The organism is Actinoplanes nipponensis (genome assembly GCF_016862275.1).
Lineage (GTDB): Bacteria > Actinomycetota > Actinomycetes > Mycobacteriales > Micromonosporaceae > Actinoplanes > Actinoplanes nipponensis.
In genome coordinates this window covers 54,836-78,138 of record NZ_BOMQ01000077.1, presented here as the reverse complement: position 1 = coordinate 78,138, position 23,303 = coordinate 54,836, and the positions used below count along the sequence as shown (strand labels likewise).

25 protein-coding genes are annotated in these 23,303 nt (G+C 73.2%); 14 read left to right on the top strand and 11 right to left on the bottom strand.

Annotation, left to right across the window (positions count from 1 at the left end; genetic code table 11):
• Positions 1-16 precede the first annotated feature (16 nt).
• Positions 17-472 carry a hypothetical protein gene (locus Ani05nite_RS32440; protein WP_203774710.1) on the top strand — a complete coding sequence of 152 codons (456 nt, stop codon included), beginning with the start codon at positions 17-19 and terminating at the stop codon, positions 470-472.
• Here Ani05nite_RS32440 and Ani05nite_RS32435 read toward each other — a convergent pair.
• Genes Ani05nite_RS32435 through cofC form a run of 4 tightly spaced genes read right to left on the bottom strand, consistent with a single transcriptional unit; the run spans position 429 to position 4,567 of the window.
• Complete coding sequence (locus Ani05nite_RS32435) at positions 429-1,313, bottom strand: NUDIX hydrolase (RefSeq protein ID WP_203774708.1); 885 nt, start codon at positions 1,311-1,313, stop codon at positions 429-431. The two genes, Ani05nite_RS32440 and Ani05nite_RS32435, sit on opposite strands and share 44 nt — an antisense overlap.
• A gap of 1 nt (position 1,314) precedes the next feature.
• Positions 1,315-3,642, bottom strand: coding sequence for an RNA degradosome polyphosphate kinase (locus Ani05nite_RS32430; RefSeq protein ID WP_203774706.1), 2,328 nt, complete (start codon positions 3,640-3,642; stop codon positions 1,315-1,317).
• A 45-nt stretch (positions 3,643-3,687) separates the two neighbouring features.
• Entirely contained in the window at positions 3,688-3,885 is a 198-nt protein-coding gene (locus Ani05nite_RS41505; protein ID WP_239130855.1) for a cold-shock protein, read from the bottom strand.
• A gap of 10 nt (positions 3,886-3,895) precedes the next feature.
• The gene (gene cofC / locus Ani05nite_RS32425) at positions 3,896-4,567 is read right to left on the bottom strand and encodes a 2-phospho-L-lactate guanylyltransferase (protein ID WP_239130853.1); all 672 of its coding nucleotides are present in this window, start codon (positions 4,565-4,567) and stop codon (positions 3,896-3,898) included.
• 129 nt (positions 4,568-4,696) lie between these two features.
• Between cofC and Ani05nite_RS32420 the strand changes: the two genes are divergently transcribed.
• The 7 genes from Ani05nite_RS32420 to Ani05nite_RS32390 all read left to right on the top strand — a co-directional run bounded on the left by Ani05nite_RS32420 (position 4,697) and on the right by Ani05nite_RS32390 (position 9,945).
• Complete coding sequence (locus Ani05nite_RS32420) at positions 4,697-5,470, top strand: lysophospholipid acyltransferase family protein (RefSeq protein ID WP_203774704.1); 774 nt, start codon at positions 4,697-4,699, stop codon at positions 5,468-5,470.
• Positions 5,467-6,462 (top strand): NAD(P)H-dependent glycerol-3-phosphate dehydrogenase, encoded by a 996-nt coding sequence (locus Ani05nite_RS32415; RefSeq protein ID WP_203774702.1) that lies wholly within the window; start codon positions 5,467-5,469, stop codon positions 6,460-6,462. Before Ani05nite_RS32420 ends, Ani05nite_RS32415 begins: the two co-directional genes overlap by 4 nt.
• A complete protein-coding gene (locus Ani05nite_RS32410) occupies positions 6,459-7,562 on the top strand; it encodes a cystathionine gamma-lyase (protein ID WP_203774700.1) in 1,104 nt (367 codons plus the stop codon). The genes Ani05nite_RS32415 and Ani05nite_RS32410 overlap by 4 nt, the downstream gene beginning before the upstream one ends.
• A 7-nt stretch (positions 7,563-7,569) precedes the next feature.
• The gene (locus Ani05nite_RS32405) at positions 7,570-7,929 is read left to right on the top strand and encodes a hypothetical protein (RefSeq protein WP_203774699.1); all 360 of its coding nucleotides are present in this window, start codon (positions 7,570-7,572) and stop codon (positions 7,927-7,929) included.
• 83 nt (positions 7,930-8,012) lie between these two features.
• Positions 8,013-8,369, top strand: coding sequence for a GntR family transcriptional regulator (locus Ani05nite_RS32400; protein ID WP_203774697.1), 357 nt, complete (start codon positions 8,013-8,015; stop codon positions 8,367-8,369).
• Positions 8,366-9,253 (top strand): ATP-binding cassette domain-containing protein, encoded by an 888-nt coding sequence (locus Ani05nite_RS32395; protein ID WP_203774695.1) that lies wholly within the window; start codon positions 8,366-8,368, stop codon positions 9,251-9,253. The genes Ani05nite_RS32400 and Ani05nite_RS32395 overlap by 4 nt, the downstream gene beginning before the upstream one ends.
• The gene (locus tag Ani05nite_RS32390) at positions 9,250-9,945 is read left to right on the top strand and encodes a hypothetical protein (protein ID WP_203774693.1); all 696 of its coding nucleotides are present in this window, start codon (positions 9,250-9,252) and stop codon (positions 9,943-9,945) included. The genes Ani05nite_RS32395 and Ani05nite_RS32390 overlap by 4 nt, the downstream gene beginning before the upstream one ends.
• Positions 9,946-9,947: 2 nt before the next feature.
• On the opposite strand, the gene Ani05nite_RS32385 is transcribed toward Ani05nite_RS32390, so the two are convergent.
• Entirely contained in the window at positions 9,948-10,457 is a 510-nt protein-coding gene (locus Ani05nite_RS32385) for a protein-tyrosine phosphatase family protein (protein ID WP_203774691.1), read from the bottom strand.
• Positions 10,458-10,601: 144 nt separating this feature from the next.
• On the opposite strand from Ani05nite_RS32385, the gene Ani05nite_RS32380 reads away from it, so the two are divergent.
• Positions 10,602-11,705, top strand: coding sequence for a D-alanine--D-alanine ligase family protein (locus Ani05nite_RS32380; RefSeq protein ID WP_203774689.1), 1,104 nt, complete (start codon positions 10,602-10,604; stop codon positions 11,703-11,705).
• Here the strand turns inward: Ani05nite_RS32380 and Ani05nite_RS32375 are convergent.
• Both Ani05nite_RS32375 and Ani05nite_RS32370 read right to left on the bottom strand, forming a co-directional pair.
• The gene (locus Ani05nite_RS32375; RefSeq protein ID WP_203774687.1) at positions 11,702-12,343 is read right to left on the bottom strand and encodes a DUF3515 family protein; all 642 of its coding nucleotides are present in this window, start codon (positions 12,341-12,343) and stop codon (positions 11,702-11,704) included. The genes Ani05nite_RS32380 and Ani05nite_RS32375 overlap by 4 nt on opposite strands.
• 1 nt (position 12,344) lies before the next feature.
• On the bottom strand, positions 12,345-12,578 hold the full coding sequence (locus tag Ani05nite_RS32370; protein ID WP_203774685.1) for an Lrp/AsnC ligand binding domain-containing protein: 234 nt from the start codon (positions 12,576-12,578) through the stop codon (positions 12,345-12,347).
• A 75-nt stretch (positions 12,579-12,653) separates the two neighbouring features.
• Here Ani05nite_RS32370 and Ani05nite_RS32365 point away from each other — a divergent pair, with 75 nt between their 5' ends.
• Positions 12,654-13,592, top strand: a complete 939-nt coding sequence (locus Ani05nite_RS32365) for a thiamine-phosphate kinase (RefSeq protein ID WP_203774683.1) — start codon at positions 12,654-12,656, stop codon at positions 13,590-13,592.
• Between the two features lie 19 nt (positions 13,593-13,611).
• Positions 13,612-14,070, top strand: coding sequence for a GNAT family N-acetyltransferase (locus tag Ani05nite_RS32360; RefSeq protein WP_203774681.1), 459 nt, complete (start codon positions 13,612-13,614; stop codon positions 14,068-14,070).
• Between the two features lie 85 nt (positions 14,071-14,155).
• On the opposite strand, the gene rpmB is transcribed toward Ani05nite_RS32360, so the two are convergent.
• Positions 14,156-14,347: a 50S ribosomal protein L28 gene (rpmB, locus tag Ani05nite_RS32355; protein WP_023561910.1), complete on the bottom strand. Its 192-nt coding sequence runs from the start codon at positions 14,345-14,347 to the stop codon at positions 14,156-14,158.
• Between the two features lie 190 nt (positions 14,348-14,537).
• Here rpmB and Ani05nite_RS32350 point away from each other — a divergent pair, with 190 nt between their 5' ends.
• From Ani05nite_RS32350 to Ani05nite_RS32340, 3 genes are read left to right on the top strand one after another with little or no spacing between them, the layout of a single operon-like run.
• Positions 14,538-16,271 (top strand): DAK2 domain-containing protein, encoded by a 1,734-nt coding sequence (locus Ani05nite_RS32350; RefSeq protein WP_203774679.1) that lies wholly within the window; start codon positions 14,538-14,540, stop codon positions 16,269-16,271.
• A complete protein-coding gene (gene recG, locus Ani05nite_RS32345; protein WP_203774677.1) occupies positions 16,268-18,469 on the top strand; it encodes an ATP-dependent DNA helicase RecG in 2,202 nt (733 codons plus the stop codon). The genes Ani05nite_RS32350 and recG overlap by 4 nt, the downstream gene beginning before the upstream one ends.
• A complete protein-coding gene (locus tag Ani05nite_RS32340) occupies positions 18,466-18,810 on the top strand; it encodes a DUF952 domain-containing protein (RefSeq protein ID WP_203774675.1) in 345 nt (114 codons plus the stop codon). Before recG ends, Ani05nite_RS32340 begins: the two co-directional genes overlap by 4 nt.
• A gap of 62 nt (positions 18,811-18,872) precedes the next feature.
• On the opposite strand, the gene Ani05nite_RS32335 is transcribed toward Ani05nite_RS32340, so the two are convergent.
• The 3 genes from Ani05nite_RS32335 to Ani05nite_RS32325 all read right to left on the bottom strand — a co-directional run bounded on the left by Ani05nite_RS32335 (position 18,873) and on the right by Ani05nite_RS32325 (position 23,217).
• Positions 18,873-20,384, bottom strand: a complete 1,512-nt coding sequence (locus Ani05nite_RS32335; RefSeq protein ID WP_203774673.1) for a cell wall anchor protein — start codon at positions 20,382-20,384, stop codon at positions 18,873-18,875.
• A gap of 82 nt (positions 20,385-20,466) precedes the next feature.
• Complete coding sequence (locus tag Ani05nite_RS32330; protein ID WP_203774672.1) at positions 20,467-21,978, bottom strand: cell wall anchor protein; 1,512 nt, start codon at positions 21,976-21,978, stop codon at positions 20,467-20,469.
• A 345-nt stretch (positions 21,979-22,323) separates the two neighbouring features.
• Positions 22,324-23,217 carry a hypothetical protein gene (locus tag Ani05nite_RS32325; RefSeq protein WP_203774671.1) on the bottom strand — a complete coding sequence of 298 codons (894 nt, stop codon included), beginning with the start codon at positions 23,215-23,217 and terminating at the stop codon, positions 22,324-22,326.
• Positions 23,218-23,303: the final 86 nt, after the last annotated feature.

Genomic DNA, 23,303 nt, shown 5'->3' with positions numbered 1-23,303 from the left:
GCCTACGGTCCGCTTCATGGAGCGCAGACCCGCCGGCCCGCGTGGCCTCGTCAGCCGGGCGCTGATCGCCGCGGCGGTCTTCGCCGGCGCCGTGGTGCCCGGCTGGACCCTCGGCGACCTGGCCGAGCACTGGACCGGCTGGGGACTGCTGGACTGGCTCGTCACCTGCGGCTGGTGCGGCCTGGCGGTGTTCGTGCTGGGGCCGTACGGCTCGTACCGGCGCCGCGACGTGCTGCTCGGCCTGCTGCCCCTCTACGGCTGGTACGTGGCCAGCGTGCTGTCCTGGCGGGTCGCGCTGCTGCCGCTGCGGGACTGGGAGCCCCGCCCCGACGAGCTGTGGCGGGCCCGCTGGCTCACCGGGGACCGGATCGGTTACTGGCGCGCGGATCCGCTGCCGGTCGACGCCGCGCCCGGACCCGCCGCCCGCCCTAGATCCGGCTCAGCCCGAGCAGCCGGTCGCCGGACCAGGTGAGGATCCAGCCGGTGCCCTTCGGCGTCCGGTACGGCTCCCGGTCCTCGGCGCCGTCCAGCAACGCCAGCAGCGACGGGATCACCTTGCCCTGACTGCACACCGCCACCGGCGGGCCGTCGCGCAACTCGGTCAGCCGGGCCGCGGCCGCCTTGGCCCGGGCCGGGATCTCGTCCGCGCCGGCCGGCTCGGCGAAGGCCGCGTCCGCGATGATGGGCAGGCCCAGCCGCTCGGCCACCGGTTCGAGGGTCTGCCGGCATCGCAACGGGGTCGCCGCGACGAGCCGCCGCGGCGCGATCAGCGGGAGCACCGAGCCCAGCGTGCGCGCCTCGGCCCGGCCCCGGTCGTCGATCGGGCGCAGGGCGTCGTCGCCGTCCCACTCGCTGCGTTTGCCGGCGTGCGCGTGCCGGACCAGCCCGGTGACCGCGGTGATCGGCGGCAGGGCGGCGACGTGCCCGACCAGCCGCCGGTCGTCCGGATAGGTGAGCGTCGCCAGCGCGTCGGCCGGCGACAGCCACCGCACGATGTCCACCTCGGTGGGATCCATCGGATCGTCCGCCGGGCCCTCCGCGGCCCGCATGAGCCAGAACTCGACCGTCTTGGGCGCGCCGTCGGGCAGCGTGTACCGCACCTCGGGCAGCCGCAGCTGGGGCTCCCCGGGCACACCGGTCTCCTCCAGCACCTCGCGCACCGCCGCCGCCAGGGGGTGCTCGTCGCCGTCGAGCTTGCCCTTGGGCAGGCTCCAGTCGGCGCGGTACGGCCGGTGCACGACACAGATCTCGATGCCGTCGCCGGCCCGTCGCCAGAGGACGGCGCCGGCGGCCCGGACCGGTTCCGTGGTCAATTCAGCCCGCCTTGCCGATGATCCGGCGCAACAGGGCCTCCTGCAGATGGATGTGGTGTTCCGACGGGCTGAACGCGCGCCGGTGCCAGGTGCCGTCGCCGGCCAGGTCCCAGCCCTCGCTCTCGTCGCTCATGGCCAGGTCCAGGACGTTGCGCAGGTCGTCCTGCGCGGAGGGCAGGGTCACCCGCACCAGCGCCTCGACCCGGCGGTCCAGGTTGCGGTGCATGAGGTCGGCCGAGCCGATCCAGTACTCGGCGTCGTCGCCCGTGCCGAACCGGAACACCCGGGAGTGCTCCAGGAACCGGCCGACGACCGAGCGGACCCGGATGTTCTCCGACAGCCCCGGCACGCCCGGGCGCAGCGCACACATGCCCCGGATCACCAGGTCGACGCGGACGCCGGCCTGCGAGGCGCGGTAGAGCGCGTCGCACGTCTCCTCGTCGACCAGCGAGTTCACCTTGAACTGGACCAGCGCCGGGCCGCCCGCGCGGGCGACCGCGGCCTGCTCCTCGATCCGCTCGATGAGCCCGGCCCGGACGCCGTGCGGGGCCACCAGCAGCCGCCGGAACGCGGTCTGCCGGCTGTAGCCGGTGAGCACGTTGAACAGGTCGGTGACGTCCGCGCCGACCTCGGGATCGGCGGTGAGCATGCCGAAGTCCTCGTAGAGCCGGGCGGTCTTGGGGTGGTAGTTGCCCGTGCCGATGTGGCAGTACCGGCGGATCTGGTTGCCCTCCTGGCGGACCACCAGGGACGTCTTGCAGTGGGTCTTGAGGCCGACCAGGCCGTAGACCACGTGGCAGCCGGCCCGTTCCAGGGTGCGCGCCCAGGCGATGTTGGCCACCTCGTCGAAGCGGGCCTTCACCTCGACCAGCACGACCACCTGCTTGCCGGCCGCCGCGGCGTCGACCAGGGCGTCGACTATCGGCGAGTCGCCGCTGGTGCGGTAGAGGGTCTGCTTGATGGCCAGCACGTTCGGGTCGGCGGCGGCCTGCTCGATGAAGCGCTGCACGCTGGTCGAGAACGAGTGGTACGGGTGGTGCACCAGGATGTCGCACTCGCGCAGCCGGTTGAAGACGCTGCGCGGCACCTCGCCGTCGGCCAGCTGCGGGTGGGTCGCCGGGACGAACGGGCGGTCCTTGAGGTCGTCGCGGTCGCACTCGCCGTACACCTGCCACAGCGCCGCCAGGTCCAGCAGGCCGGGCACCCGCAGCACGTCCTGGCTGTCCATCTCCAGCTCGCGGGTGAGCAGGTCGAGGACGTGGTCGCTGATCGAGGCGGCCACCTCCAGGCGGACCGGCGGGCCGAAGCGGCGCTGGGCCAGCTCGCGCTCCAGGGCCTGCAGCAGGTCCTCGTCGCGGTCCTCGTCGACCTCCAGCTCGGCGTTGCGGGTGACCCGGAACAGGTGCCACTCCAGGATCCGCATGCCGGAGAAGAGCTGGTCCAGGTGCGCGGCGATGAGCTCCTCGACGGGCAGGAAACGCGTCCCCCGGCTGTCGTTCTGCACCGTGACGAAACGCGGCACGTTGTTGGGCACCTTGATCCGGGCGAACAACTCGTTGCCGCTGCCGGCCGGGTCGCGCAGGGCGACGGCCAGATTCAGCGAACGGCTGGAGATGTACGGGAACGGGTGCGCCGGGTCGACCGCCAGCGGGGTCAGCACCGGGAAGACCTGCTCGCGGAAGTACGTCCGCAGCCGCTCGCGCTCGGGCGCGTCCAGCTCGCTCCAGCTGACCAGCTCGATGCCCTCGGCCGACAGCTTGGGCCGGACCTCCTCGCCGAAGCAGGCGGCGTGCCGGGTGACCAGGTCGGCGGCCCGCTCGGTGATCATCTCGAGCTGGTGGCGCAGCGAGGAGCGGTCCCCGCCGCGCATCGGCAGCCCGGCCTTGAGCCGGCGCTTGAGCCCGGCCACCCGGACCATGTAGAACTCGTCCAGGTTGCCGGCGAAGATGGCCAGGAACTTGGCCCGTTCCAGCAGCGGCGTGCCGGGATCCTCGGCCAGGGCCAGCACCCGGGCGTTGAAGTCGAGCCAGGACAGCTCCCGGTTGAGGAAGCGGTCCTCGGGCAGCTCGGGCCGGTCGGGCTCGGTCTCGTCGGGGTCCAGCGGGATGGCGGCGGTGGTCACGGCAGGCTCCGTCGGCTCGATGGCGGTCGGCTCGATGGCGGTCGGCTCGGCGTTCGCGATGTGGCCCGTCGGGGTGTGCTCCGTCGGGATGCCGCCCGTCCCGGCGCCGGCGGCCGGCCCGGGCCGGGGGAGGAACCGCCCGTCGGGACCACGGCGGTGAGTCGCGGACGGCACGGTCGGGTCGGGGGTCCGGGACGGGGTGGTCATTGCTCCATCATTGCCCGTCCCGGGTGAACGGGAAATGAACGAGGCTCACTTGATTCCGGGAAGTTCGACCCTGGTGACGGCGCCGTCCGGGCTGGTGGAGACGGTCAGGCGCTGGCCGAGGCGGAGCAGCCGCAACCCGGAGGCCTCAAAGGCCGCGGCGGGGAAGGACAGCTCAGCGCCGTCGTCCAGCAGCAGCGTGCCGGTACGGGTCTGCGCGTCGAACGTCGCCACGGTGCCCTGCATGCCCCGCAGGTTACCGGGCCGGGCCGCCGGGCACACCGGAGAGTCCGCACTCGGCGATGAGTCCGAGATCACGCAGCAGCCCGCAGGTGTGCTCGCCGGCGCCGAGGGCCAGCACCGTGCGCAGGTCCTCGGCGGTGTCCACGTCGTGGCGCAGCCCCGGCCACGTCCCGGCGAGCGGCCGGGCGCGCGAGGCGGCGTGCGCGGCCGCCGACCCCACGCCGAAGCGGGGATCGAGCGCGGTGCCCGCCGCCGCCGTGAGCAGGACGGTGCCGGTGCCGGCGGCGTCCGCGACGAAGCTGCGGCCCGGGCCGGCGGCGGCCAGCGCCGCGCCCAGCTCGGCGGGGCGCAGGGCCGGCAGGTCGCCGGTGAGCACGGCCCGCCGGCGTCCCAGGCCCGCCACCACGTCGGCGCCGAACCGCATGGCCGCGTTCAGGCCGGCCGCGGGCCGGTCCGGCACCGCCCGGGCGCCCAGGGCCGTCACCGCGGCGACGGCCGCCGGGTCGTCCGTGACGACCAGCACGTCGCCGACCGCGGCGCAGGCGTGCACCGCGGCCACCGTGTCGCGCACCATCGCCAGGGCGAGGTCCTCGTGCCGGGCGTCGGCGACCGCGCCCCGCAGCCGGCTCTTGGCCGCGCTGAGGCTCTTGACGGGGATGACCGCCGTCCAGTCCGCTCCTGACACGCCGCCAATCCTGCCACCGCCGGCCGGACGGCCCCCGGCCTGGCTACGGGGAGCAGGAGCAGGCATGATTTCGTCCCAGGTGTGGGCGACGGCGGCGCGGGGGCCCGCCGCGGGGAGCAGGGAGGCACCGTGGCGGGGCGCAAGCTCGGATTCTGGCGACGGTTGGCGGTCTGGCTCGTGCTGCCCGCGATGACCCTCTGGACCAAACGGACCTGGACCGGCATGGCGCACCTGCCCGCCCGCGGCGGTTTCATCGTCACGCCCAACCACATGTCGCAGTTCGACCCGCTGCTGGTCGCCCACTTCATCTACGCGTCCGGCCGGTGGCCGCGGTTCCTGGCCAAGGCCAGCATCTGGCGGGTCCCGTTCGTCGGCTTCATGCTCCGCAAGACCCAGCAGATCCCGGTCGAACGCGGCAGTGTGGAGGCGGTGAAGTCGCTCGACTCGCTGATCGAGGCCCTGCACCAGGACGGCGTCGTGGTGATCTACCCGGAGGGCACGACCACCCGCGAGCCCGACCTGTGGCCGATGCGGGGCAAGACCGGCGCGGCCCGGCTCGCGCTGGTGACCGGCGCCCCGGTGGTGCCGATGGCGACGTGGGGGGCGCACCAGGTGCACGACGTACGGACCGGAAAGATCGCGCTCGGCCGGCGGGTGCCGGTGCGGGTGGCCGTCGGCCCGCCGGTGGACCTCAGCCGCTGGCAGGGCTCGGCGCCCACCCGGGCGATCCTGGAGCAGATGACCGAGGCGATCCAGCTGGCCACCCGGGACCTGCTCGCGGAGCTGCGGGGCGAACAGCCGCCGCCGCTCTACGAGGTGGCGCGCCGGGGCTGGCAGCCCGCGGAGGACGGCATGAGCAAGCTCGGCGAGGGCCACGACGACACTCGGGACGGTGGGGCATGACGCGAGCGGCGGTGCTGGGCGCGGGCGCCTGGGGTACGGCATTCGCCAAGATCCTCGCCGAGGCGGGCTCGGACGTGACCATGTGGGCCCGCCGGGAGTCGGTGGCCGCCGCCATCCGGGCCGACCGCGTCAACGAGGCGTCCCTGCCCGGGGTCAAGCTGCCCGAGCGGGTCACCGCCACCAGCGAGCTGGCCGCCGCGCTGGACGGCGCCGGCCTGGTCTTCCTGGCGGTGCCCTCGCAGACGCTGCGCGGCAACCTGGCCGACTGGGCCGGCCACCTGCCGGGCGATTCCACGCTGGTCTCGCTGATGAAGGGCATCGAGCTCGGCACCACCAAGCGGATGAGCCAGGTCATCGTCGAGACCGCGCGGGTCGATCCGGACCGGGTGGTGGTGGTCTCCGGGCCGAACCTGGCCCCCGAGATCGCCGCCGAGCAGCCGGCCGCCACCGTGGTGGCCGGTACCGACCCCGACCGCGCGCAGCTCGTGCAGCAGGCCATCGCGCTGCCGTACCTGCGGCCGTACACCAGCGACGACGTCATCGGGTGCGAGCTGGGCGGGGCGGTCAAGAACGTCATCGCGCTCGCGTACGGGATGGCCAACGCGATGGGCATGGGCGACAACACCAAGGCGTCGCTGATCACCCGCGGGCTGGCCGAGACGGCCCGGCTCGGGGTGGCGCTGGGCGCCGACCCGATGACGTTCGCCGGCCTGGCCGGGCTCGGCGACCTGGTGGCGACCTGCTCGTCGCCGCTGTCGCGGAACCGGACCTTCGGCGAGCACCTGGGCCGCGGCGAGTCGCTGGAGGAGGCGCAGCGCGCCGCCCGGCAGACCGCCGAGGGCGTCAAGAGCTGCCTGGCCATCCGGGACCTGGCCCGCGCGCACCACGTCGAGATGCCGATCACCGAGCAGGTCGAGCGGGTGTGCCACGAGGGTGTGGATCCCCGGGTCGCCGTGAAGCTGCTCATGGGCCGGGAGATGAAGCCGGAATGACGTTCGAGGGAGACGGGACCCGGGTCGTGCACGCCGGGCTGCCCGAGCCGGTGCCGGGACAGCCGTTCCTGCCGGGGCCGGTGTTCGCCGCGCCGTACCACCTGGATCCGGTGGAGGGTCCGGGCGTCAACGGCTACGGCCGCCCGGACAACCCGACCCGGCGCGCGCTCGAGGCCGCCATCGGCGAGCTCGAGGGCGGCGCCGTGCTGGCGTTCGCGAGCGGGCAGGCGGCGATCACCGCGATGCTGTTCTCCACGCTGCGCAGCGGCGACACGGTGGCGCTGCCGTCGGACGGCTACTTCACCGTGCGCGCCTTCGCCGAGAGCACGCTGCGCGAGCTGGGCGTCAAGACGGTGCTGGTGCCGACCGCGGGGCCGTACCCGTCGTTCGAGGGCGTGCGGCTCGTGCTGCTGGAGACCCCGGCCAACCCGGGCCTGGACGTGTGCGACATCCGTACGGTCGCGGCCGCCGCGCACGAGGCCGGCGCGCTGGTGGCGGTGGACAACACCACGCCCACGCCGCTGGGCCAGCGCCCGCTGGAGCTCGGCGCCGACCTGGTGGTGGCCTCCGGCACCAAGGCGCTCACCGGGCACTCCGACGTGCTGCTGGGCTACGTGGCCGGCCACGACGAGGAGCTGCTGGCCAAGGTCACCGTCTGGCGGGCGCAGACCGGCGCGGTGCCGGGCGCGTTCGACGCCTGGCTGGCGCACCGGTCGCTGGCCACCCTGGACCTGCGGCTGGCCCGGCAGAGCAGCAACGCCGTGGCGCTGGCCGAGTTCCTGGCCGGCCGCGACGACGTGCACGGGGTGCGCTTCCCGGGGCTGGCCGGCGACCCGTCGTACCGGATCGCGGCCGCGCAGATGCGCCGGATCCCCGGCATCATCTCCTTCGACCTGGGCAGCGCGGAGCGGGTGGGCCGCTTCCTGACCGCCTCCCGGCTGGTGTTCGCCGCCACGTCCTTCGGCGGCCTGCACACCACGGCGGACCGGCGCGCGCAGTGGGGCGACGACACCGCGCCCGGGTTCGTGCGGCTCTCCTGCGGCATCGAGGACCCGGCCGATCTGATCGCCGACCTGACGAAAGCACTCGACGAAGCCTGAGGACGCCATGTCGTGGAGCAGCTTCACCGGGGACCAGGTCGCGGCGCTGGCGCAGGGCGAGAGCCTGTTCGCCGCGCCCGGCGAGCGGGAGTGTCCCGCGTGCGGCCGGCGCAGCGTCCGGGCGTACGTGAACGCCCCGGAGAACGCCCGGCGCCCGACCCTGGTCAGCTATGTCTGGTGCACCGCCTGCCGCAGGTTCGTCGGCACCCGGGCCCGGCACCCGGAGGGTCTGGTCTTCTCCGACCCGCTGGCCACGCTGGCCCCGGCCGAACGGCGTGAGCTGGAACGCAGCCTGATCGGCTTCCTGGCCCATCTCGACGGGCTGTGGGACGCCGGCGCGCTGCCGCAGACCTTCACCGCGGCCTGAGCCGACCCGCCCTTGCCCACACGGCCGCTCTGCCTCTATGGTTCGTTACATGAGTAATGAACCGCAGAACTAGGGAGGCTGTCGTGTTCGACGACCGCAGCCCCATCTACCAGCAGATCGCCAACGGCATCAAGGACGAGGTCCTCTCCGGGACGCTCAAGGAGGACGAGCAGATCATGTCCACCAACCAGTACGCGGCGTTCTACCGGATCAACCCGGCCACGGCGGCCAAGGGCTTCGCCCAGCTGGTCGACGAGGGCGTGCTCTACAAGAAGCGCGGGATCGGCATGTTCGTCAGCCCGGACGCCCGCGGCCGACTGCGCGCCCAGCGCCGGGAACGGTTCTTCGCCGACGTCGTCGACCCGATGCTCACCGAGGCCCGGATGGTCGGCGTCGGCGTCGACGAGATCGTGGCCTACCTGAAGGACGGTGCGCGATGATCTCCCTGCGCGACCTCACCGTGCGCTACGGCGACACCGTCGCGGTGGACGGCATCACCCTCGACCTCGAGCCGAACAAGATCTACGGGCTGCTCGGCCGCAACGGCTCCGGCAAGACCAGCCTGCTCAGCGTGCTGGCGTCGTACCGCCGGCCGTGCGCCGGCACGGTGACGATCGACGGCGTGGACCCGTTCGAGAACGCGGCGCTCATGCGGGCCACCGCGTTCGTCCGCGACAGCCTCGACGTCACCGACCAGGACCGGATCGCCAAGGTCCTCGACTTCGCCGGCCGGCTCCGCCCGACCTGGGACGCCGGCTACGCCGAGCACCTGGCCGACGTCTTCGAGCTGGACCGCCGCCGGCGCGTCTCGGCGCTGTCGCGGGGGCAGCGGTCGAGCCTCGGCGTCGTGCTCGGCCTGGCCGCGCGGGCCCCGCTGACCATCCTGGACGAGGTCTACCTGGGCATGGACGCCGGTGCCCGCGCGGCGTTCTACCGCGAGCTGCTGGCCGACTACCTCGCCCACCCCCGCACGATCATCCTGTCCACCCACCTCATCGAGGAGGTGGCCGGCCTGTTCGAGCAGGTGATCGTCATCGACCGGGGCCGGCTGCTGCTGCACGAGGACACCGACACCTTCCGGGCGCGCGGCGTGGCCGTCACCGGGCCGGCCGCGGCGGTCGAGGCGTTCGCCGCCGGGCGGACCGTGCTCGGCGAGCAGAGCCTGGGCGGCGTGCGGCAGGTCACCCTCTACGGGGCCCTGGCCGACCACGAGGCGGAGGCGGCCCGGACCGCCGGGCTCACGCTCGCCCCGGTCGGCGTGCAGGACCTCTTCGTTCACCTCACCGCCGTCGGAGACACCGCTCGAACGGAGGCACTGCGATGAGTCCACGCCTGCTCGTGGCCACCAACCTGCTGCGCATCTACCGGCCCGTGGCCGCCTGGTTCTGGGTCACGATGATCGTCTGCGTGGGCGTCGGGATGACGGTGGTCAGCCGGGTCACCGACCCGACGTTCAGCCTCTGGCTGGTCATCGCCGGCGCGGCCGCCAAGTACTGGCTCGGCGTGGTGGGCATCCTGCTGGTCGGCCTGCACCTGCGGCAGTTCGTCGCCAACGGCGTCACCCGGCACGACTTCCTGGCCGGCGTGGCGATCGCCGGGCTGGTCGTGGCGGTGCTGTTCGCGCTGGCCGTGCCGCTCGGGCACGCCGCCGAGCAGCTGCTGCTGAGCCTCGCCGGGCCGCTGCCCGAGCGGTACCCGACCACGTCGCCCGGCACCGCCCTGCGCGAGTTCGGCCACGTCCTGCCGGCCGCCCTGGCCTTCCTGGCCTGCGGCGCGACGATAAGCGCGGGTTTCTACCGCTTCGGCGCCTGGGGTGGGCTGGCGCTGCTCCCGGTCGCCGTGCTGCCGGTGGTGGCCGCGGAGGCGCTGCTCGGAGTCGACGAGCACGGCGGCTTCGACGTCCGCTTCCTGCCCTACAGCGCGGCGGCGCTGGTCACGCTGGCGCTGACGGCGGTCGTGGCCCTGCTCTTCCACCGGGAGATGAGGGACGTCGCCATCCGGCGGGGCGCCGCCTGAGCTCAACCGCCGTGGTTCAGCGCGAACTCGTAGAGCCAGTCGCGCTGAGCCTCGGTGTCCGGCACGGGCAGGCCCCGCGCCTCGGCCACCATCTCCAGCGCCCGCTCGGGGCCCACGCCCAGCATCACCAGCGTCGCGCAGGCCAGCAGCGTCGAGCGGCCGATGCCCGCGAAACACTGCGTCACCACGAAGCGGCCGGCCCGCACGTGCGCGGCCAGCCGGACGCCGAGGGCCACGACGTCACTGTCGGCCATGTCCCGGGCCCGCGGGATGCCCCGGTCGGCGATCGGGAAGGACAGGAACTCGATGCCCGCCGCCGCGGCTGCCACGGCCGCCTCGGTGAGGCCCAGCCGGCGGTCCTCCTCCCAGGTCAACGCCGAGACGAAGACATCGACGCCGGCCGCGGCCAGGCCAGCCATCTCCGCGGCCAGCCAGTCGCCGCCGCGCGGGTGCGCCATCGTCGCCAGCCGCCCCGGACCGTGCCAGGCGATCACATGCAGTGCTGGTCTCATCGACTCCCCGTCCCCGTGTGCCGTGCCAGCGCCCGCCGTCATCGCGAAGTTGTCTACGCAGAGTAGGGTCACCCCCGGCGTGCCCGCCGCCCGGCTCCCGCGCGCAGGCAGCCTAGCGATGTCCGGCAACGAGAGGCCATTTCCATGACGACCCCTCGCAAAACCCGCGTGGCGATCGTGTTCGGCGGGCGCAGCACCGAGCACGCCATCTCCTGCGTCAGCGCGGGCAGCATCCTCGGCGCCCTCGACCCCGGCCAGTACGAGGTCGTGCCGGTCGGCATCACCCGCGACGGGGCCTGGGTGCTCGCCGGCGGCGACCCGGCGGCGCTGGCCATCACCGGCCAGACGCTGCCCGAGATCACCGCCGAGTCGGGCCGGGCCGTGGTGCTGCCGGCCGACCCCACCTCGGCCGGCCTGATGGTGCTCGACCCGGCGGACGGCGTGGCCGTGCTCGCGGGCGTCGACGTGGTCTTCCCGGCCCTGCACGGCGCGTACGGCGAGGACGGCACCATCCAGGGGCTGCTCGAGATGGCCGGCATCCCGTACGTGGGGGCCAACGTCTTCGCCTCCGCGGCCGGCATGGACAAGGAGTTCACCAAGAAGCTCGCCGCCGCCGAGGGCATCCCGGTCGGACCGTACGCGGTCCTGCGCGCCGGCCACTCGCTCACCGAGGCCGACAAGGAACGCCTGGGCCTGCCCGTGTTCGTCAAGCCGTCCCGGGCCGGCTCGTCGCACGGCATCAGCAAGGTCACCGACTGGGCGCAGCTGGACGCGGCCGTCGCCAAGGCCCGCCGGATCGACCCCAAGGTGCTGGTGGAGGCCGGCATCGTGGGCCGCGAGATCGAGTGCGGGGTGCTCGAGGGCGAGGCCGGCGGCGCGCCCGAGGCGTCGCTGCTGGCCGAGATCCTGGTGTCCACCGACGGCGGGGACTTCTACGACTTCGAGGCGAAGTACCTGGGCGACGGCACGCCGTACCAGATTCCCGCCCGGCTCGACCCCGAGGTGGCCCGCCGGGTCCAGGAGTACGCCCGCCGCACCTTCACCGCGCTGGACTGCGCCGGGCTGGGCCGGGTGGACTTCTTCGTGACCGCCGACGACGAGATCTACCTCAACGAGATCAACACGATGCCCGGCTTCACGCCGACGTCGATGTTCCCGCTGATGTGGGCGGCCACCGGCCTGGAGTACCCGAAGGTCGTGGACCGGCTGATCCGCACCGCGCTACGCCGCGGCACGGGCCTGCACTAGGCGCAGCCGGAGGGCACGCCGGTGGTGAGGGACTTGTCGGTCTTCACCACGAGGTCGGAGAACTCGTTGGCCCACTGGGCGGGCTGCGCGTACTGCTGCGGGACGGTCACCCGCACCGGCACCTCACGGTCCATGGTGGTGAACGTGGTCGCGCCGGCCTGCGCGTCGGCGTACCAGCAGACCTTGTTCATGATCAGCAGCTCCGTGTCCAGCGGCACGCAGCCCGACCCGGTCTGGTCCAGCGAGGCGCACATGACCGGCCGGGCCACCCCGCAGGCCACCGTCAGCGGCGGCTCGCCGTAGGCGGCGTTCTGCTCCGGGCCGGCGCTGACCTTGCGGGCGGCCAGGTCGCGCACCTTGACCGGCAGCTGCGACGTCACGGCCAGACACACCTCGGCCGGGCGGGCGGCCAGCCGCGGCGCGGCCATCGGCACCGGCGCGGCCGGCACGACCGCCGGCTGGGCGACCGTCGGGCTGGGCGCGGCGCTGCGGTCCTCCGGCACGACCCGGTTGAAGAAGAGCAGACCGACGAGCACCGCGACCGGTACGGCGACCACGGTCGCCCACAGGGCGGCGGTGCGCATCGTCCGGTCGGGCGCGGGAGGCTGGGCTTCGGGACGGGTGCGCACGTCGACCATGTCAGAGATTTACCACGGAACAGGTGACCGTCCGCGTGATGCCCGGCACGAACTGGATTTTGCTCACTATCATCCGGCCCAGTTCGTCGACGCTGTGCGCCTCGCCCAGTACCACGACGTCGTAGGGGCCGGTGACCGCGTCGACGCGTACCACTCCATTGATTTTGTCGATCGCGGCGGCCACGTCACGGGCCTTTCCGACCTCCGTCTGGATGAGGATGTATGCCTGGACCACGATCAGACTCCTATCCGCCGCCGCCGGCGACCCGAACGTGAAACTACAGTACGGAACGAGAGGAACGGTGGGACGTTGAGCATCGCGGAGGCGGGGGAATTCGGGCTCATCACCCGGATCGTCGCGCGGCTCGGTACCGGCGCGGCGAGCTTGCTCGGCCCGGGCGACGACGCCGCGATCGTGGCGGCGCCCGACAGCCGGGTGGTCGCGAGCACCGACGTGCTGGTCGAGGGCCGGCACTTCCGGCGCGACTGGTGCGGCGCGGCCGACGTGGGGCACCGGGCGGCGGCGGCGAACCTGGCCGACATCGCCGCCATGGGGGCGACGCCCACGGCGCTGCTGGTCGCCCTGTGCGTGCCCACGGATCTGCCCGCCGAGTGGGCCGAGGACCTGGCCGGCGGGCTGTCCGCCGAGGCGGCCCTGGTCGGCGCGGCGGTGGTCGGCGGCGACATGTCGGCCAGCCCCACCCTCACCGTGGCGGTCACGGCGCTCGGCGACCTCGAGGGCCGTGACCCGGTGCTGCGCAGCGGCGCCCAGCCCGGTGACGTGGTCGCGCTGGCCGGGCGCACCGGACACGCGGCGGCCGGCTACACCGTGCTCTCCCGGGGCTTCCGCACCCCGAAACTGCTGGTCGAGGCGTACCGGCGGCCCGAGGTGGCGTACGCCGCCGGGCCCGCCGCGGCCCGGGCCGGCGCCACCTCCATGATCGACATCTCGGACGGGCTGCTGCAGGACCTGGGCCACGTGGCGGCGGCCGGCGTGGTGGGCATCGACATCGACCGGGACGCCTTCGAGGTGCCCGACCAGATGCGCGACGCGGCCTCGGCGCTCGGCGTGGACCCGTACGTCTGGCTGCTGGCCGGCGGCGACGACCACGCGCTGGCCGCGACCTTCCCGCCCGGGGCCCCGCTGCCGCCGGGCTGGCGGGTGGTCGGCAGCGTGCACGAGGGTACGGGCGTCACGGTCGACCGCCGGCCGTGGCAGGGCGGGCGGGGCTGGGACCACTTCCGCTGAGTCGTTAGTGTTGGTCGACGTGGACGAGATCAAGATCCGCGAGGCCCGGTTCGACGAGCCCGCGGTGCGGCGGCTGATCGCCGAGGCGATGGCCGAGCTGAGCCGGCGGTACGGCGGCACGGGCGACGACACCCCCGTGGCGGCCGCGGACTTCGCCCCGCCCACGGGCGCCTTCTTCGTCGCCCACGCGGGGGAGGAGCTGCTCGGATGCGCCGGCTGGCGTGCGCACGGCCCGGACGCGGAGCTCAAGCGGATGTTCACCGTGCCGGCGGCGCGCGGGCGCGGGGTGGCCCGGCGGGTGCTCACCGCGGTCGAGGAGTCGGCCCGGGAGCGCGGCTGCAAGCGGGTGATCCTGGAGACCGGCGACAAGCAGCCGGAGGCGATCGCTCTGTACGTCAAGTCTGGTTATGAGCGCATCGACGACTTCGGCTACTACAAGGGCGAGGAGGGGGTTCTCTCCTTCGCGCGGGTGCTCTGAGCCGCGGCTGCTCCGGTTTCGCTCGGCGGGCACGCGAAAAGCCCGCCCGGTCCGGGGGACCTGGCGGGCTGTCGCACTGCTGAGGTCAGGCGCGGACGACCTTGCCGGCCTTGATGCACGAGGTGCAGACCTTGAGCTTCTTGGTGTTGCCACCACCGGCCGGGGTGCGCACCGACTGGATGTTCGGGTTCCAGCGGCGGTTGGTCCGCCGGTGCGAGTGGGACACGTTGTGGCCGAAGCCCGGTCCCTTGCCACAGACGTCGCACACGCTAGCCACGGGGTACTCCTGGGATTGACAGCAACTGAGGATTGAAAGCAACAGCTGATTGAAGCAACTGAGGGTGCCCCGGACAGCGAACACCCGGGCAACCTGGCCAGGTTACCCGATGGTCGGCCCGGACAGCCAATCGCCCCTTCCCGCACCCCGCCGCGCGGTAATTGTCGGTGCTGGTTAGTACGCTTTTCGCGTGCTGGACTCCCTGGACGCCGCCGCGGTCCGCCGCTGGTGCGGTGGTGGGCTGGCCGCGCTGCGGGCGCACCAGCACGAGATCGACGAGCTGAACGTCTACCCGGTGCCCGACGGCGACACGGGCACCAACCTCGTGCTCACCCTCACCTCGGCCCAGCAGGCGCTCGACGACGACGCCGCCGAGCCGGCCACGACCGGGCCCCCGTCGCTGGGGGCCACGATGCGCCTGATGGCCCGCGGGGCGCTGCTGGGCGCCCGGGGCAATTCCGGGGTCATCGTGTCGCAGATCCTGCGGGGCATGGCCGACACCTTCGCCACGGCGGTGGCGGTGCGGGGCGGCGAGCTGGCCCGCGCGCTGCGCACGGCGAGCGAGGCGGCCTACGCGGCGGTGGCCAAGCCGGTCGAGGGCACGGTCCTGTCGGTGGTGGCGGCCGCGGCCGAGGGAGCCCGCCGGACGGCCTCGGACGACCTGGCCGCGGTGGCCCGGGCGGCCGCCCGCGCGGCGGCCGAGGCGCTGGCCCGCACCCCGGAGCAACTGCCGATCCTGGCCCGCGCCGGGGTGGTCGACGCCGGCGGGCGCGGGCTGGTCCTGCTGCTGGAGGCCCTGGTCGAAGCCTTGAACACCGCCGAGACCCCGGCCGACCCGCTCGCCGGCGGCGCTCGCTCCGGGCTCTCCGAAGCCTCCGAACTCTGCGACGCGTGCCGGGCCGACCCGCCACAACCCCGCCCCCCGACGAACGGCGCCGCCGCCACCGCCCCGGACGCGGCCGGGCCGGGCAACGGCTGGACTGCCTTCGGTTACGAGGTGCAGTACCTGCTCGATGCCGACCCCGACCCCGTCGATTCCCTCCGGGACGCGCTCGGGCGCATCGGCGACTCCCTGGTGGTCGTCGGGACGGGGGACGGCTCGCCGCCCACCTGGAACGTGCACGTCCACGTCCCGGTCACCGAGATCGGCGCCGCGGTCGAGGCCGGTGTCGTCGCCGGCCGGCCGTACCGCATCTCCGTGACGCGGCTCGAGGAGAGTCACCAACTGCCCCGGCCGGAGCCGGCCGCGGAGGAGCCGGCCGCGCCGGATCCCGACGCGCGGGCCACGGTCGTCGTCGCCGCCGGCGACGGGCTCACCGCGATCTTCGCCGCCGAGGGCGCCACCGTGGTCGGGCGCAATCCCTCCACCGCCGAGATGCTCGCCGCGATCGCCGCCAGCGGCGCCAGCCAGGTCGTGCTGCTGCCGAACGATGCCAACACCCACGCCGTCGCCCGGTCCGCCGCGCAGGAGGCCGCCGCGGCCGGCGTACGGGTCAGTGTCGTGCCCACCCGCTCGCCGGTGCAGGCCCTCGCCGCCCTCGCCGTGCGGGATCCGGGACGGCCGTTCGACGACGACGTCATCGCCATGGCCGAGGCCGCCGGCGCCTGCCGCTACGGCGAGGTCTGCACCGCCAGCCGCGAGGCCCTCACCGTGGCCGGCCGGTGCCATCCCGGCGATCTGCTGGGCCTGGTCGACGGCGAGGTGCACGTCATCGGGGCCGATCTCGAGCAGGTCTGCCGCCGGCTGCTCGACGGGTTGCTGGGCGGCGGCGGCGAGCTCGTCACCCTGGTGCTCGGCGCGGACGCCCCGGCCGAGCTGGAGGAGCGCCTGCGCGGCCACGTGGCCGCCACGTGGCCGTTCGTCGAGCTGAACAGCTATGCGGGCGGCCAGCCCCGCTACCACCTGCTGGTAGGAGTGGAATGACCGACACGACGACCGTCACCACCACCGACACCCCGCTGGCCAAGGTGCTGAGTCCGGCCAAGGCCAAGGCGCTCGCCACGCACCTCGACCTGCACACCGCCGGTGACCTGATCTACCACTTCCCGCGCCGCTACGACGAGCGCGGCGAGCACACCGACCTGCGCAAACTCGAGGTGGGCGAGCAGGTCACCCTGCTCGCGCAGGTCAAGAGCACGACGGTACGGCCGATGCGCCAGCGCCGCGGCACCATGCTCGAGATCACCGTCGGGGACGGCTCCGGGGCCACGCTGACCTGCACGTTCTTCAACCAGGCGTGGCGGGAGCGGGAGCTGCGGACCGGCCGGTGGGGGCTGTTCGCCGGCAAGGTCACCGACTTCCGCGGCAAGCGCCAGCTCAACGGGCCGGCGTACCAGCTGCTGCGGGCCGACGCGACGCAGGACGAGGCGGCCGAGGAGATCGAGGAGTTCGCCGGCGCGCTGATCCCGGTCTACCCGGCCGCCGCCGCGGTGCCGACGTGGACCATCGCCCGGTACGTCCGCGAGGTGCTGGAGACGTTCCAGCCGCCGGACGATCCGCTGCCGGGCACGGTGCGCGCCAGCCGCAACCTCATCGGGATCGGCAAGGCGCTGCGGGAGATCCACCGGCCCAGCTCCGAGAAGGACCTGCACCTGGCCAAGTACAGGTTGAAGTGGGACGAGGCTTTCGCCGTACAGCTGACGCTTGTGCAGCGCAAGGCGCGGGCCGCCGCGGCGCCCGGCCGGGCCCGGCCGCGCCGCGAGGCCGGGTTGCTGGCCGCGTTCGACGCGGCGCTGCCCTACGAGCTGACCGAGGGGCAGGCGCGGGTCGGCGAGGAGATCGCGGCGGACCTCGCCCGTGCGCATCCGATGCACCGGCTGTTGCAGGGCGAGGTCGGTTCCGGCAAGACGCTGGTCGCGGTGCGGGCGATGCTGCAGGTGGTGGACGCGGGCGGGCAGGCCGCGCTGCTGGCCCCGACCGAGGTGCTGGCCACCCAGCACCATCGCAGCATCAGCGCGCAGCTCGGCGCGCTCGGCCGGGCCGGCGAGCTCGACGGCGATCCGAACGGCACCCAGCTCACCCTGGTCACCGGCTCGCTCGGCGCGGCGGCCCGCCGGGCGGCGCTGGCCAAGGTGGGCGACGGCAGCGCCGGCATCGTGGTGGGCACCCACGCGCTGCTGTACGAGGGGGTCGACTTCCACGATCTGGGCCTGGTGGTGGTGGACGAGCAGCACCGGTTCGGCGTGGAGCAGCGGGACGCGCTGCGGGCGAAGGCCGCGCAGCCGCCGCACGTGCTGGTGATGACCGCGACGCCGATCCCGCGGACGGTGGCCATGACCGTGTACGGCGACCTCGAGACGTCCACCTTGTCCCAGTTGCCGCGCGGCCGCTCGCCGATCGCCTCGCACGTCGTCCCGCCGGAGCGGCCGGCGTTCCTGGAGCGGGCCTGGCAGCGGGTGCGCGAGGAGGTCAAGGCGGGCCACCAGGCGTACGTGGTGTGTCCCCGGATCGGGGCGACGGAGGCGGAGGAGGACGAGGAGCCGCCGGCCGACAACGAGCCGGCCCGCCGCCCGCCGCTGGCTGTGATGGAGGTCGCGCCGATCCTCGAGGAGGGACCGCTGCACGGGCTGCGGCTCGGCATCCTGCACGGCAAGCTGCCGGCGGACGAGAAGGACGCGGTCATGCGCCGGTTCGCCGCCGGTGACCTGGACGTGCTGATCGCCACCACGGTGATCGAGGTCGGCGTCGACGTGCCCAACTCCACCGTCATGATCATCATGGACGCGGACCGCTTCGGCGTCTCCCAGCTGCACCAGCTGCGCGGCCGGGTCGGCCGGGGCTCGGCGCCGGGCATCTGCCTGCTGGTGACCGAGGCGGCCGAAGGCACCCCGGCCCGCGAACGCCTCGACGCGGTGGCGTCCACGACGGACGGTTTCCGGCTGGCCGAGCTGGACCTCGAGCAGCGCCGCGAGGGCGACGTGCTGGGCGCGTCCCAGTCCGGCAAGCACAGCCATCTGCGGTTGCTGTCCCTGCTGCGGGACAGCAAGCTGATCACCGACGCCCGCGCCGAGGCCCTGGAACTGGTGGCCGAGGATCCGACGCTGGCCAAGCACCCGGCGCTGCTGGCCTCGGTCGCGGCGCTGGTCGACGAGGAACGCGCCGAGTATTTGGAGAAGGGATGATCCTGCACTTCTGTCCCCGCGCGGAGTGGGAGGCGGCGTTGTCGGCCGGGACGTACCGGGCCGACACGCTGGCCACCCAGGGCTTCATCCACTGCTCGACGCCGGAGCAGGTGGCGGTGCCGGCGACGGCGCTGGTCCGCGGCCGGCAGGACATCGTGCTGCTGGAGCTGGACGAGGGGAAGCTGGGCCGGCCGGTGGTCTGGGAGCAGGGGGATCCGCCCGATCCGGGCGGGATGTTGTTCCCCCACCTGTACGGCGAGATCCCGCTCGCTGCGGTCGTCGGGGTTCACGAATACCGGCCCGAGCCGGACGGCACGTTCCAACCGCCCGCCGGCTTGTAGCGGGCCGCAGACGCGAAAGGGCGCGCCGGCCGGCCGGCGCGCCCTTTCCGAGCGGGTTCAGATCACGGGGTGAAGGTGATGCGGCGGCGCCGGGCCACCAGGAAGAGCACCCCGCCCCCGAGCAGCAGGACCGCGGCGCCGGCCGCGATGACCCCCGCCGCCGCGCCGGTGACCGGAAGGCCGCCGTCGTTCCCGCCGTCGCCGGGAGTGCCGTCGCCGGCTCCGCCGCCTGATCCGTCGTCACCCGGGCCGCCGTCGCCCGGGCTGTCGCAGTCCGGCTGCTCGACGGAGACCGTGACCGGCTCCCGGCCCTCAATGGTCACCGTCGCCTCCGTCGCCTCGCCGGCAGTGAACAGCGCCCGCTCCGAGGCGCCCGGCGCGACCGTGAGCTGCTTCGACTCGGCGCCGTAGGCGACCGTGGCCCGGGCCGGGACCGCGTCCCGCGGGTTGGTGACGGTCACCGCTACGGTCTTGCAGTCGTTCTCCACCGTCACCACCGGCGCGGGGCAGCTCCCCGGCCGGGTCCAGGTGTAGGTGACGTCGTCCATGTCATCCGCCGTCACCGTGACCGGGCCGCTGCCCGCCGGCACCCGTACGGTGTCGCCCTGGCCCGGCGCGACCGTCACCGTCCTGGTGAAGTCGCCGGCCCGGACCGTGAAGTCCACCGCGTACTTCGTCTGCTCGCCGGGGTTGCTCAGGTTCACGTCGACCGTGCCGTCGCACTGGGACACCGGCTGCACCAGCGGCTGGTGACAGCCCTTGGCGCCGCCGTTGTACCAGCCCGGCTTGCCCTGCGAGCGGGCGCCGAGGCCGGTGCGGCTGCCCAGCTTCCGGTCGTCGTACCGGCGGCCGCCCTCGGTGATCTCCTCGATGACGTCGTCCTCGCCGCCGAAGAACAGGTCGGCCTGGGTGTAGCAGTCCGGCAGCTTCGCGCTGAGGGTGACCGTGCGGTCCTCGTTGCTGATCGTCGCGCTCTGGTGCGCGAAGGCGTACTGCGGCACGGAGAACTGCGGCTTGGGCGCGAAGTACGTCACCAGCGTCACGGGCTCGGCGGCGCAGAGCTTGACGTCGCCGTCCAGCGACACCGTCGCCTTCGCCTCGCCCTCCTTGATCGCGAACTCGTGGTGGAAGCGCGCCTGCGCCTTCTCCACGCACGGCCTCTCCGGCGGGTCGCACTGTCCGAGCTGGACGGTGGCGGTGTTGTCGCGGTCCTTGGTCTTGGCCCACTCGGCGACGAACGACACCGAGGCCGACGGCGGGCTGCCCCGCAGGACCTGGGTGAAGACGTTCTTCCCCACGGTGCCGCTCTCCGAGCGCCGGTAGAGGTAGAGCCCGTTGTCCAGGCCGGGAACGGAGGCCGGGGCGGTCGTCAGCTTGCCGACCTTGGCCTGTTCCGTCCAGTTGTTGGTGATCGTCCAGGTCACCACCCACTCGCCGGCGACGCACGCGGCGGCGCCGGTGATGTCGGTCTGCGGGGTGGGGGCGTCGGCATGGGCGGGCCCGGCCAGCACGGTGGTGAGGCCGAGGAGCGCGCCGGCGGCGATCGCCGCGGCGCGGTGGAGGAGGTTCAGCACGTCCGCTCGCTTCGGGAGGAGAAAGCGGGGTGCGCCGGCCGCGTTCGGCCGGCGCACCCCCTGTCAGGCGCTTACCGGTGGATCAGGCGGTGAAGGTGACCTTGCGCCGCCGGGCCAGGAAGAAGAACACGCCGCCGGCGATCAGCAGCAGAACCGCCACACCCGCGATGCCACCGGCCACCGGGCCGGTGACGGGCAGGCCGGGCTCGTCGGAGTCGCCGCCGTTGCTGTCGCCGCCGCCCCCGCCGCCGTTGTCACAGTCGACCTCGCCGAGCGTGGCCTTGATCGGCTCCACGTCCAGGTCGGGGAACTCGATCGTGGCGTACGTGTCGTCGCCGCGCTTGAAGGAGACCTTCTCGGACTTGCCGCTCGCCACGGTGACGTCCTCGACCGTGTCGCCGTAGGTGATCCGCGCGGTCACCGGCCGGACGCCCTCCGGGTTCTCCACCGTGACCGTGACGGTGTCGCAGTCGTTCTCGACGACGACGCCCGGCAGGGCGCAGTCGGCCGGCGGGGCCCAGTCGTAGACGACGTCCTTCATGCCGGGAGCCGAGACGGTGATGCTGCCCGAGCCGGCCGGGACCGTGACGGTCTCGCCCTTGCCCTTGGTCACGGTGACGGTCTTGCTGAACTCGCCCGCCTTGACGGTGAAGTCGATCGGGTACTTGTCGGTCAGGCCGTCGTTGCTGAGGTTGATCGCCACGGTGCCGTCACACTGCGACAGCGGCTCGACCGCGGGGGTCTGGCAGCCCTTCGAGCCGCCGTTGAACCAGCCCTGCGGGCCCTTCGAGCGGGCGCCGAGGCCGCCGCCGCTGCCGAGCTTCCGGTCCCCGTACCGCTTACCACCCTCGGTGATCTCACCGATGATGTCGTCCTCGCCGCCGAAGAAGAGGTCGACCTGGGTGTTGCACTTCGGCACGTCGACCGCGAGGTCCACCGAGCGCTTGGCGTTGGTGATGACGCCGGTGTCGCTGTCGTACTTGTACTGCGGCACCGAGAACTGCGGCTTCGGCGCGAAGTAGGAGACCAGGGTGACCGGCTCGTCCTGGCAGAGCTTGATGCCCTCGCCGAGGGTGACGGTGGCGGTGGAGCCGTCCTCCTTCACGGCGAAGGTGTGCGTGAACTTGGCGTCGCCGGGCCGGACACAGGGCGTCTCGGCCGGCGCGCACGGGCCGGTGAGGTCGGCGCTGCCCTCGTTCTGCTCGTCCTCGTAGCCGTCGACCGACCAGCGGGACTTGAAGGACACGGTGGCCTTGGTGGCGGCGTTGTCCGTGATCTTCTGGACGACGACCTTCTCGCCGTCCTGCTTGTGGCCGTACTGCTCCGTGGCCTTGTCGATGACGGTGCCGTTCTGCAGCCCGTCGACCGCGTTCGGCGTCGTCTTCAGGTCGGAGACGGTGGCGTCCGCCGGCCAGTCGTTGGTCAGCGTCCAGGTGACGTACCGGGTGCCGGTGGCGGTGTCGCAGCTGGCGACGCCGCGGACGGTGGTGTCGTGGGCACTGGCGGGGGAGCCGGCCACGGTGAGGCCGGTCAGGCCGATGAGGGCACCGGCGAGGACGGTTGCGGCGCGCCGGAGCGGGGAGTTCAACTTCACGCGTACTCCATGTGACGGCGGAACGAGGGGGGCACGACACAGGGAGACAGTGAGCCCGCGCCGAGGAAAACGGGGCCTGCGACAGCGCCTCCCCGCGCCGTCGAGCCGACAGCGTTTCGTCGGCGATGCGGCCTGACGATAGCCACTGAGATGTTCCTGGGAAATAGCTCAGCTGGACTTAAGGCTGTTGTGTCCCATCCGAGATCAACGATCTACCGAGTGGCACGACGTCGATGCTTTGGGTGTTGATCAACCGGGTCTTTTGGTCACAGTGGACGGCGAAAGGGGCGCACCGACCGTGACGGTCGATGCGCCCCTTCGTGGAGCCGATCAGCGTGCGGCGGATCAGGCGGTGAACTTCACCTTGCGACGACGGGCCATGAAGAACAGGCCGGCGCCCACGGCGAGGAGCGCAGCCGCGCCACCCGCGATGCCGCCCGCGGCGGCGCCGGTGACGGGCAGGCCGCCGCCGTTACCGCTGCTGTCGCAGTCCGCGGGCTGCTCGTACTTGATGGTGTCGGTCTCGGAGTACTTCTTGCCGTCGACAGTGGCCGAGAAGGTCAGGTCGATGGAGAAGCCCGGCTTGGCGCTGAAGGTCTCGCTCTTCTTCTCGCCCGGCTTGATGACCAGGGTGCGCTGCTCGCCCTTGCTGGTCTTGTAGCCCAGCGTGATCTCGACACCGTCGGCCGGGTTGTCCAGGCCGATCGTGATCGTGTCGCAGGTCTCCTCGAAGATCGGCGCGGGCTCGCCCGGCAGGTCCGGCGGGGTGACCGGCGGGGTCGTCGCGGTCGGGGTCGGCGTCGGCGTGGTCGGCGGCGTCTCCTTCTCGCACTTGCCCTCGAAGGTGGCCGTGCCGGTCGCCTTGGCGTCGCCGGAGGTCCAGTGGGCCGCGACGGTCAGCGTGGAGCTAGTCTCCGTGCCGGGCACGCGCTGCTTGCCGGTGACGACCTTGTTGTTCTCCAGCTCGGTCTTGCCGTCGACCTTGAAGGCCTCGTTGTCGATCGTGGTGCCCGCGGGCGTCAGCGAGACCTCGGTCCACTTGTAGGTCGGGGCGTTGCCCACGGCCTGGACCGACCAGTCCACGACCCACTCGCCGGCGACCTTGTCGCAGGTGGCCTGGCCGGAGACGATGTTGTGGTGGGCGCTGGCGGGGCCGGCGAGCGCGAAAGCGCCGCTCAGGCCGATGAGCGCGCCGGCGGCCAGAACCGCGGTGCGGCGCAGCGGGGACTTCAGGTTCACGCCTACTCCTGTACAGAGATCGAGGGGTACGGCGCGGGAAAGCAGGCGGCAACCGCCGGGCAATGGGTGCGGCGGGAGCCAGCGAC

Coding starts and splice junctions, on each gene's coding strand:
- Ani05nite_RS32440 (WP_203774710.1), top strand. CDS start 17: ATGGAGCGCAGACCCGCCGGCCCGCGTGGCCTCGTCAGCCGGGCGCTG.
- Ani05nite_RS32415 (WP_203774702.1), top strand. CDS start 5,467: ATGACGCGAGCGGCGGTGCTGGGCGCGGGCGCCTGGGGTACGGCATTC.
- Ani05nite_RS32340 (WP_203774675.1), top strand. CDS start 18,466: ATGATCCTGCACTTCTGTCCCCGCGCGGAGTGGGAGGCGGCGTTGTCG.
- Ani05nite_RS32405 (WP_203774699.1), top strand. CDS start 7,570: ATGTCGTGGAGCAGCTTCACCGGGGACCAGGTCGCGGCGCTGGCGCAG.
- Ani05nite_RS32375 (WP_203774687.1), bottom strand. CDS start 12,343: ATGGTCGACGTGCGCACCCGTCCCGAAGCCCAGCCTCCCGCGCCCGAC.
- Ani05nite_RS41505 (WP_239130855.1), bottom strand. CDS start 3,885: ATGCAGGGCACCGTGGCGACGTTCGACGCGCAGACCCGTACCGGCACG.
- recG (WP_203774677.1), top strand. CDS start 16,268: ATGACCGACACGACGACCGTCACCACCACCGACACCCCGCTGGCCAAG.
- Ani05nite_RS32410 (WP_203774700.1), top strand. CDS start 6,459: ATGACGTTCGAGGGAGACGGGACCCGGGTCGTGCACGCCGGGCTGCCC.
- Ani05nite_RS32395 (WP_203774695.1), top strand. CDS start 8,366: ATGATCTCCCTGCGCGACCTCACCGTGCGCTACGGCGACACCGTCGCG.
- Ani05nite_RS32390 (WP_203774693.1), top strand. CDS start 9,250: ATGAGTCCACGCCTGCTCGTGGCCACCAACCTGCTGCGCATCTACCGG.
- Ani05nite_RS32380 (WP_203774689.1), top strand. CDS start 10,602: ATGACGACCCCTCGCAAAACCCGCGTGGCGATCGTGTTCGGCGGGCGC.
- Ani05nite_RS32385 (WP_203774691.1), bottom strand. CDS start 10,457: ATGAGACCAGCACTGCATGTGATCGCCTGGCACGGTCCGGGGCGGCTG.
- Ani05nite_RS32430 (WP_203774706.1), bottom strand. CDS start 3,642: ATGACCACCCCGTCCCGGACCCCCGACCCGACCGTGCCGTCCGCGACT.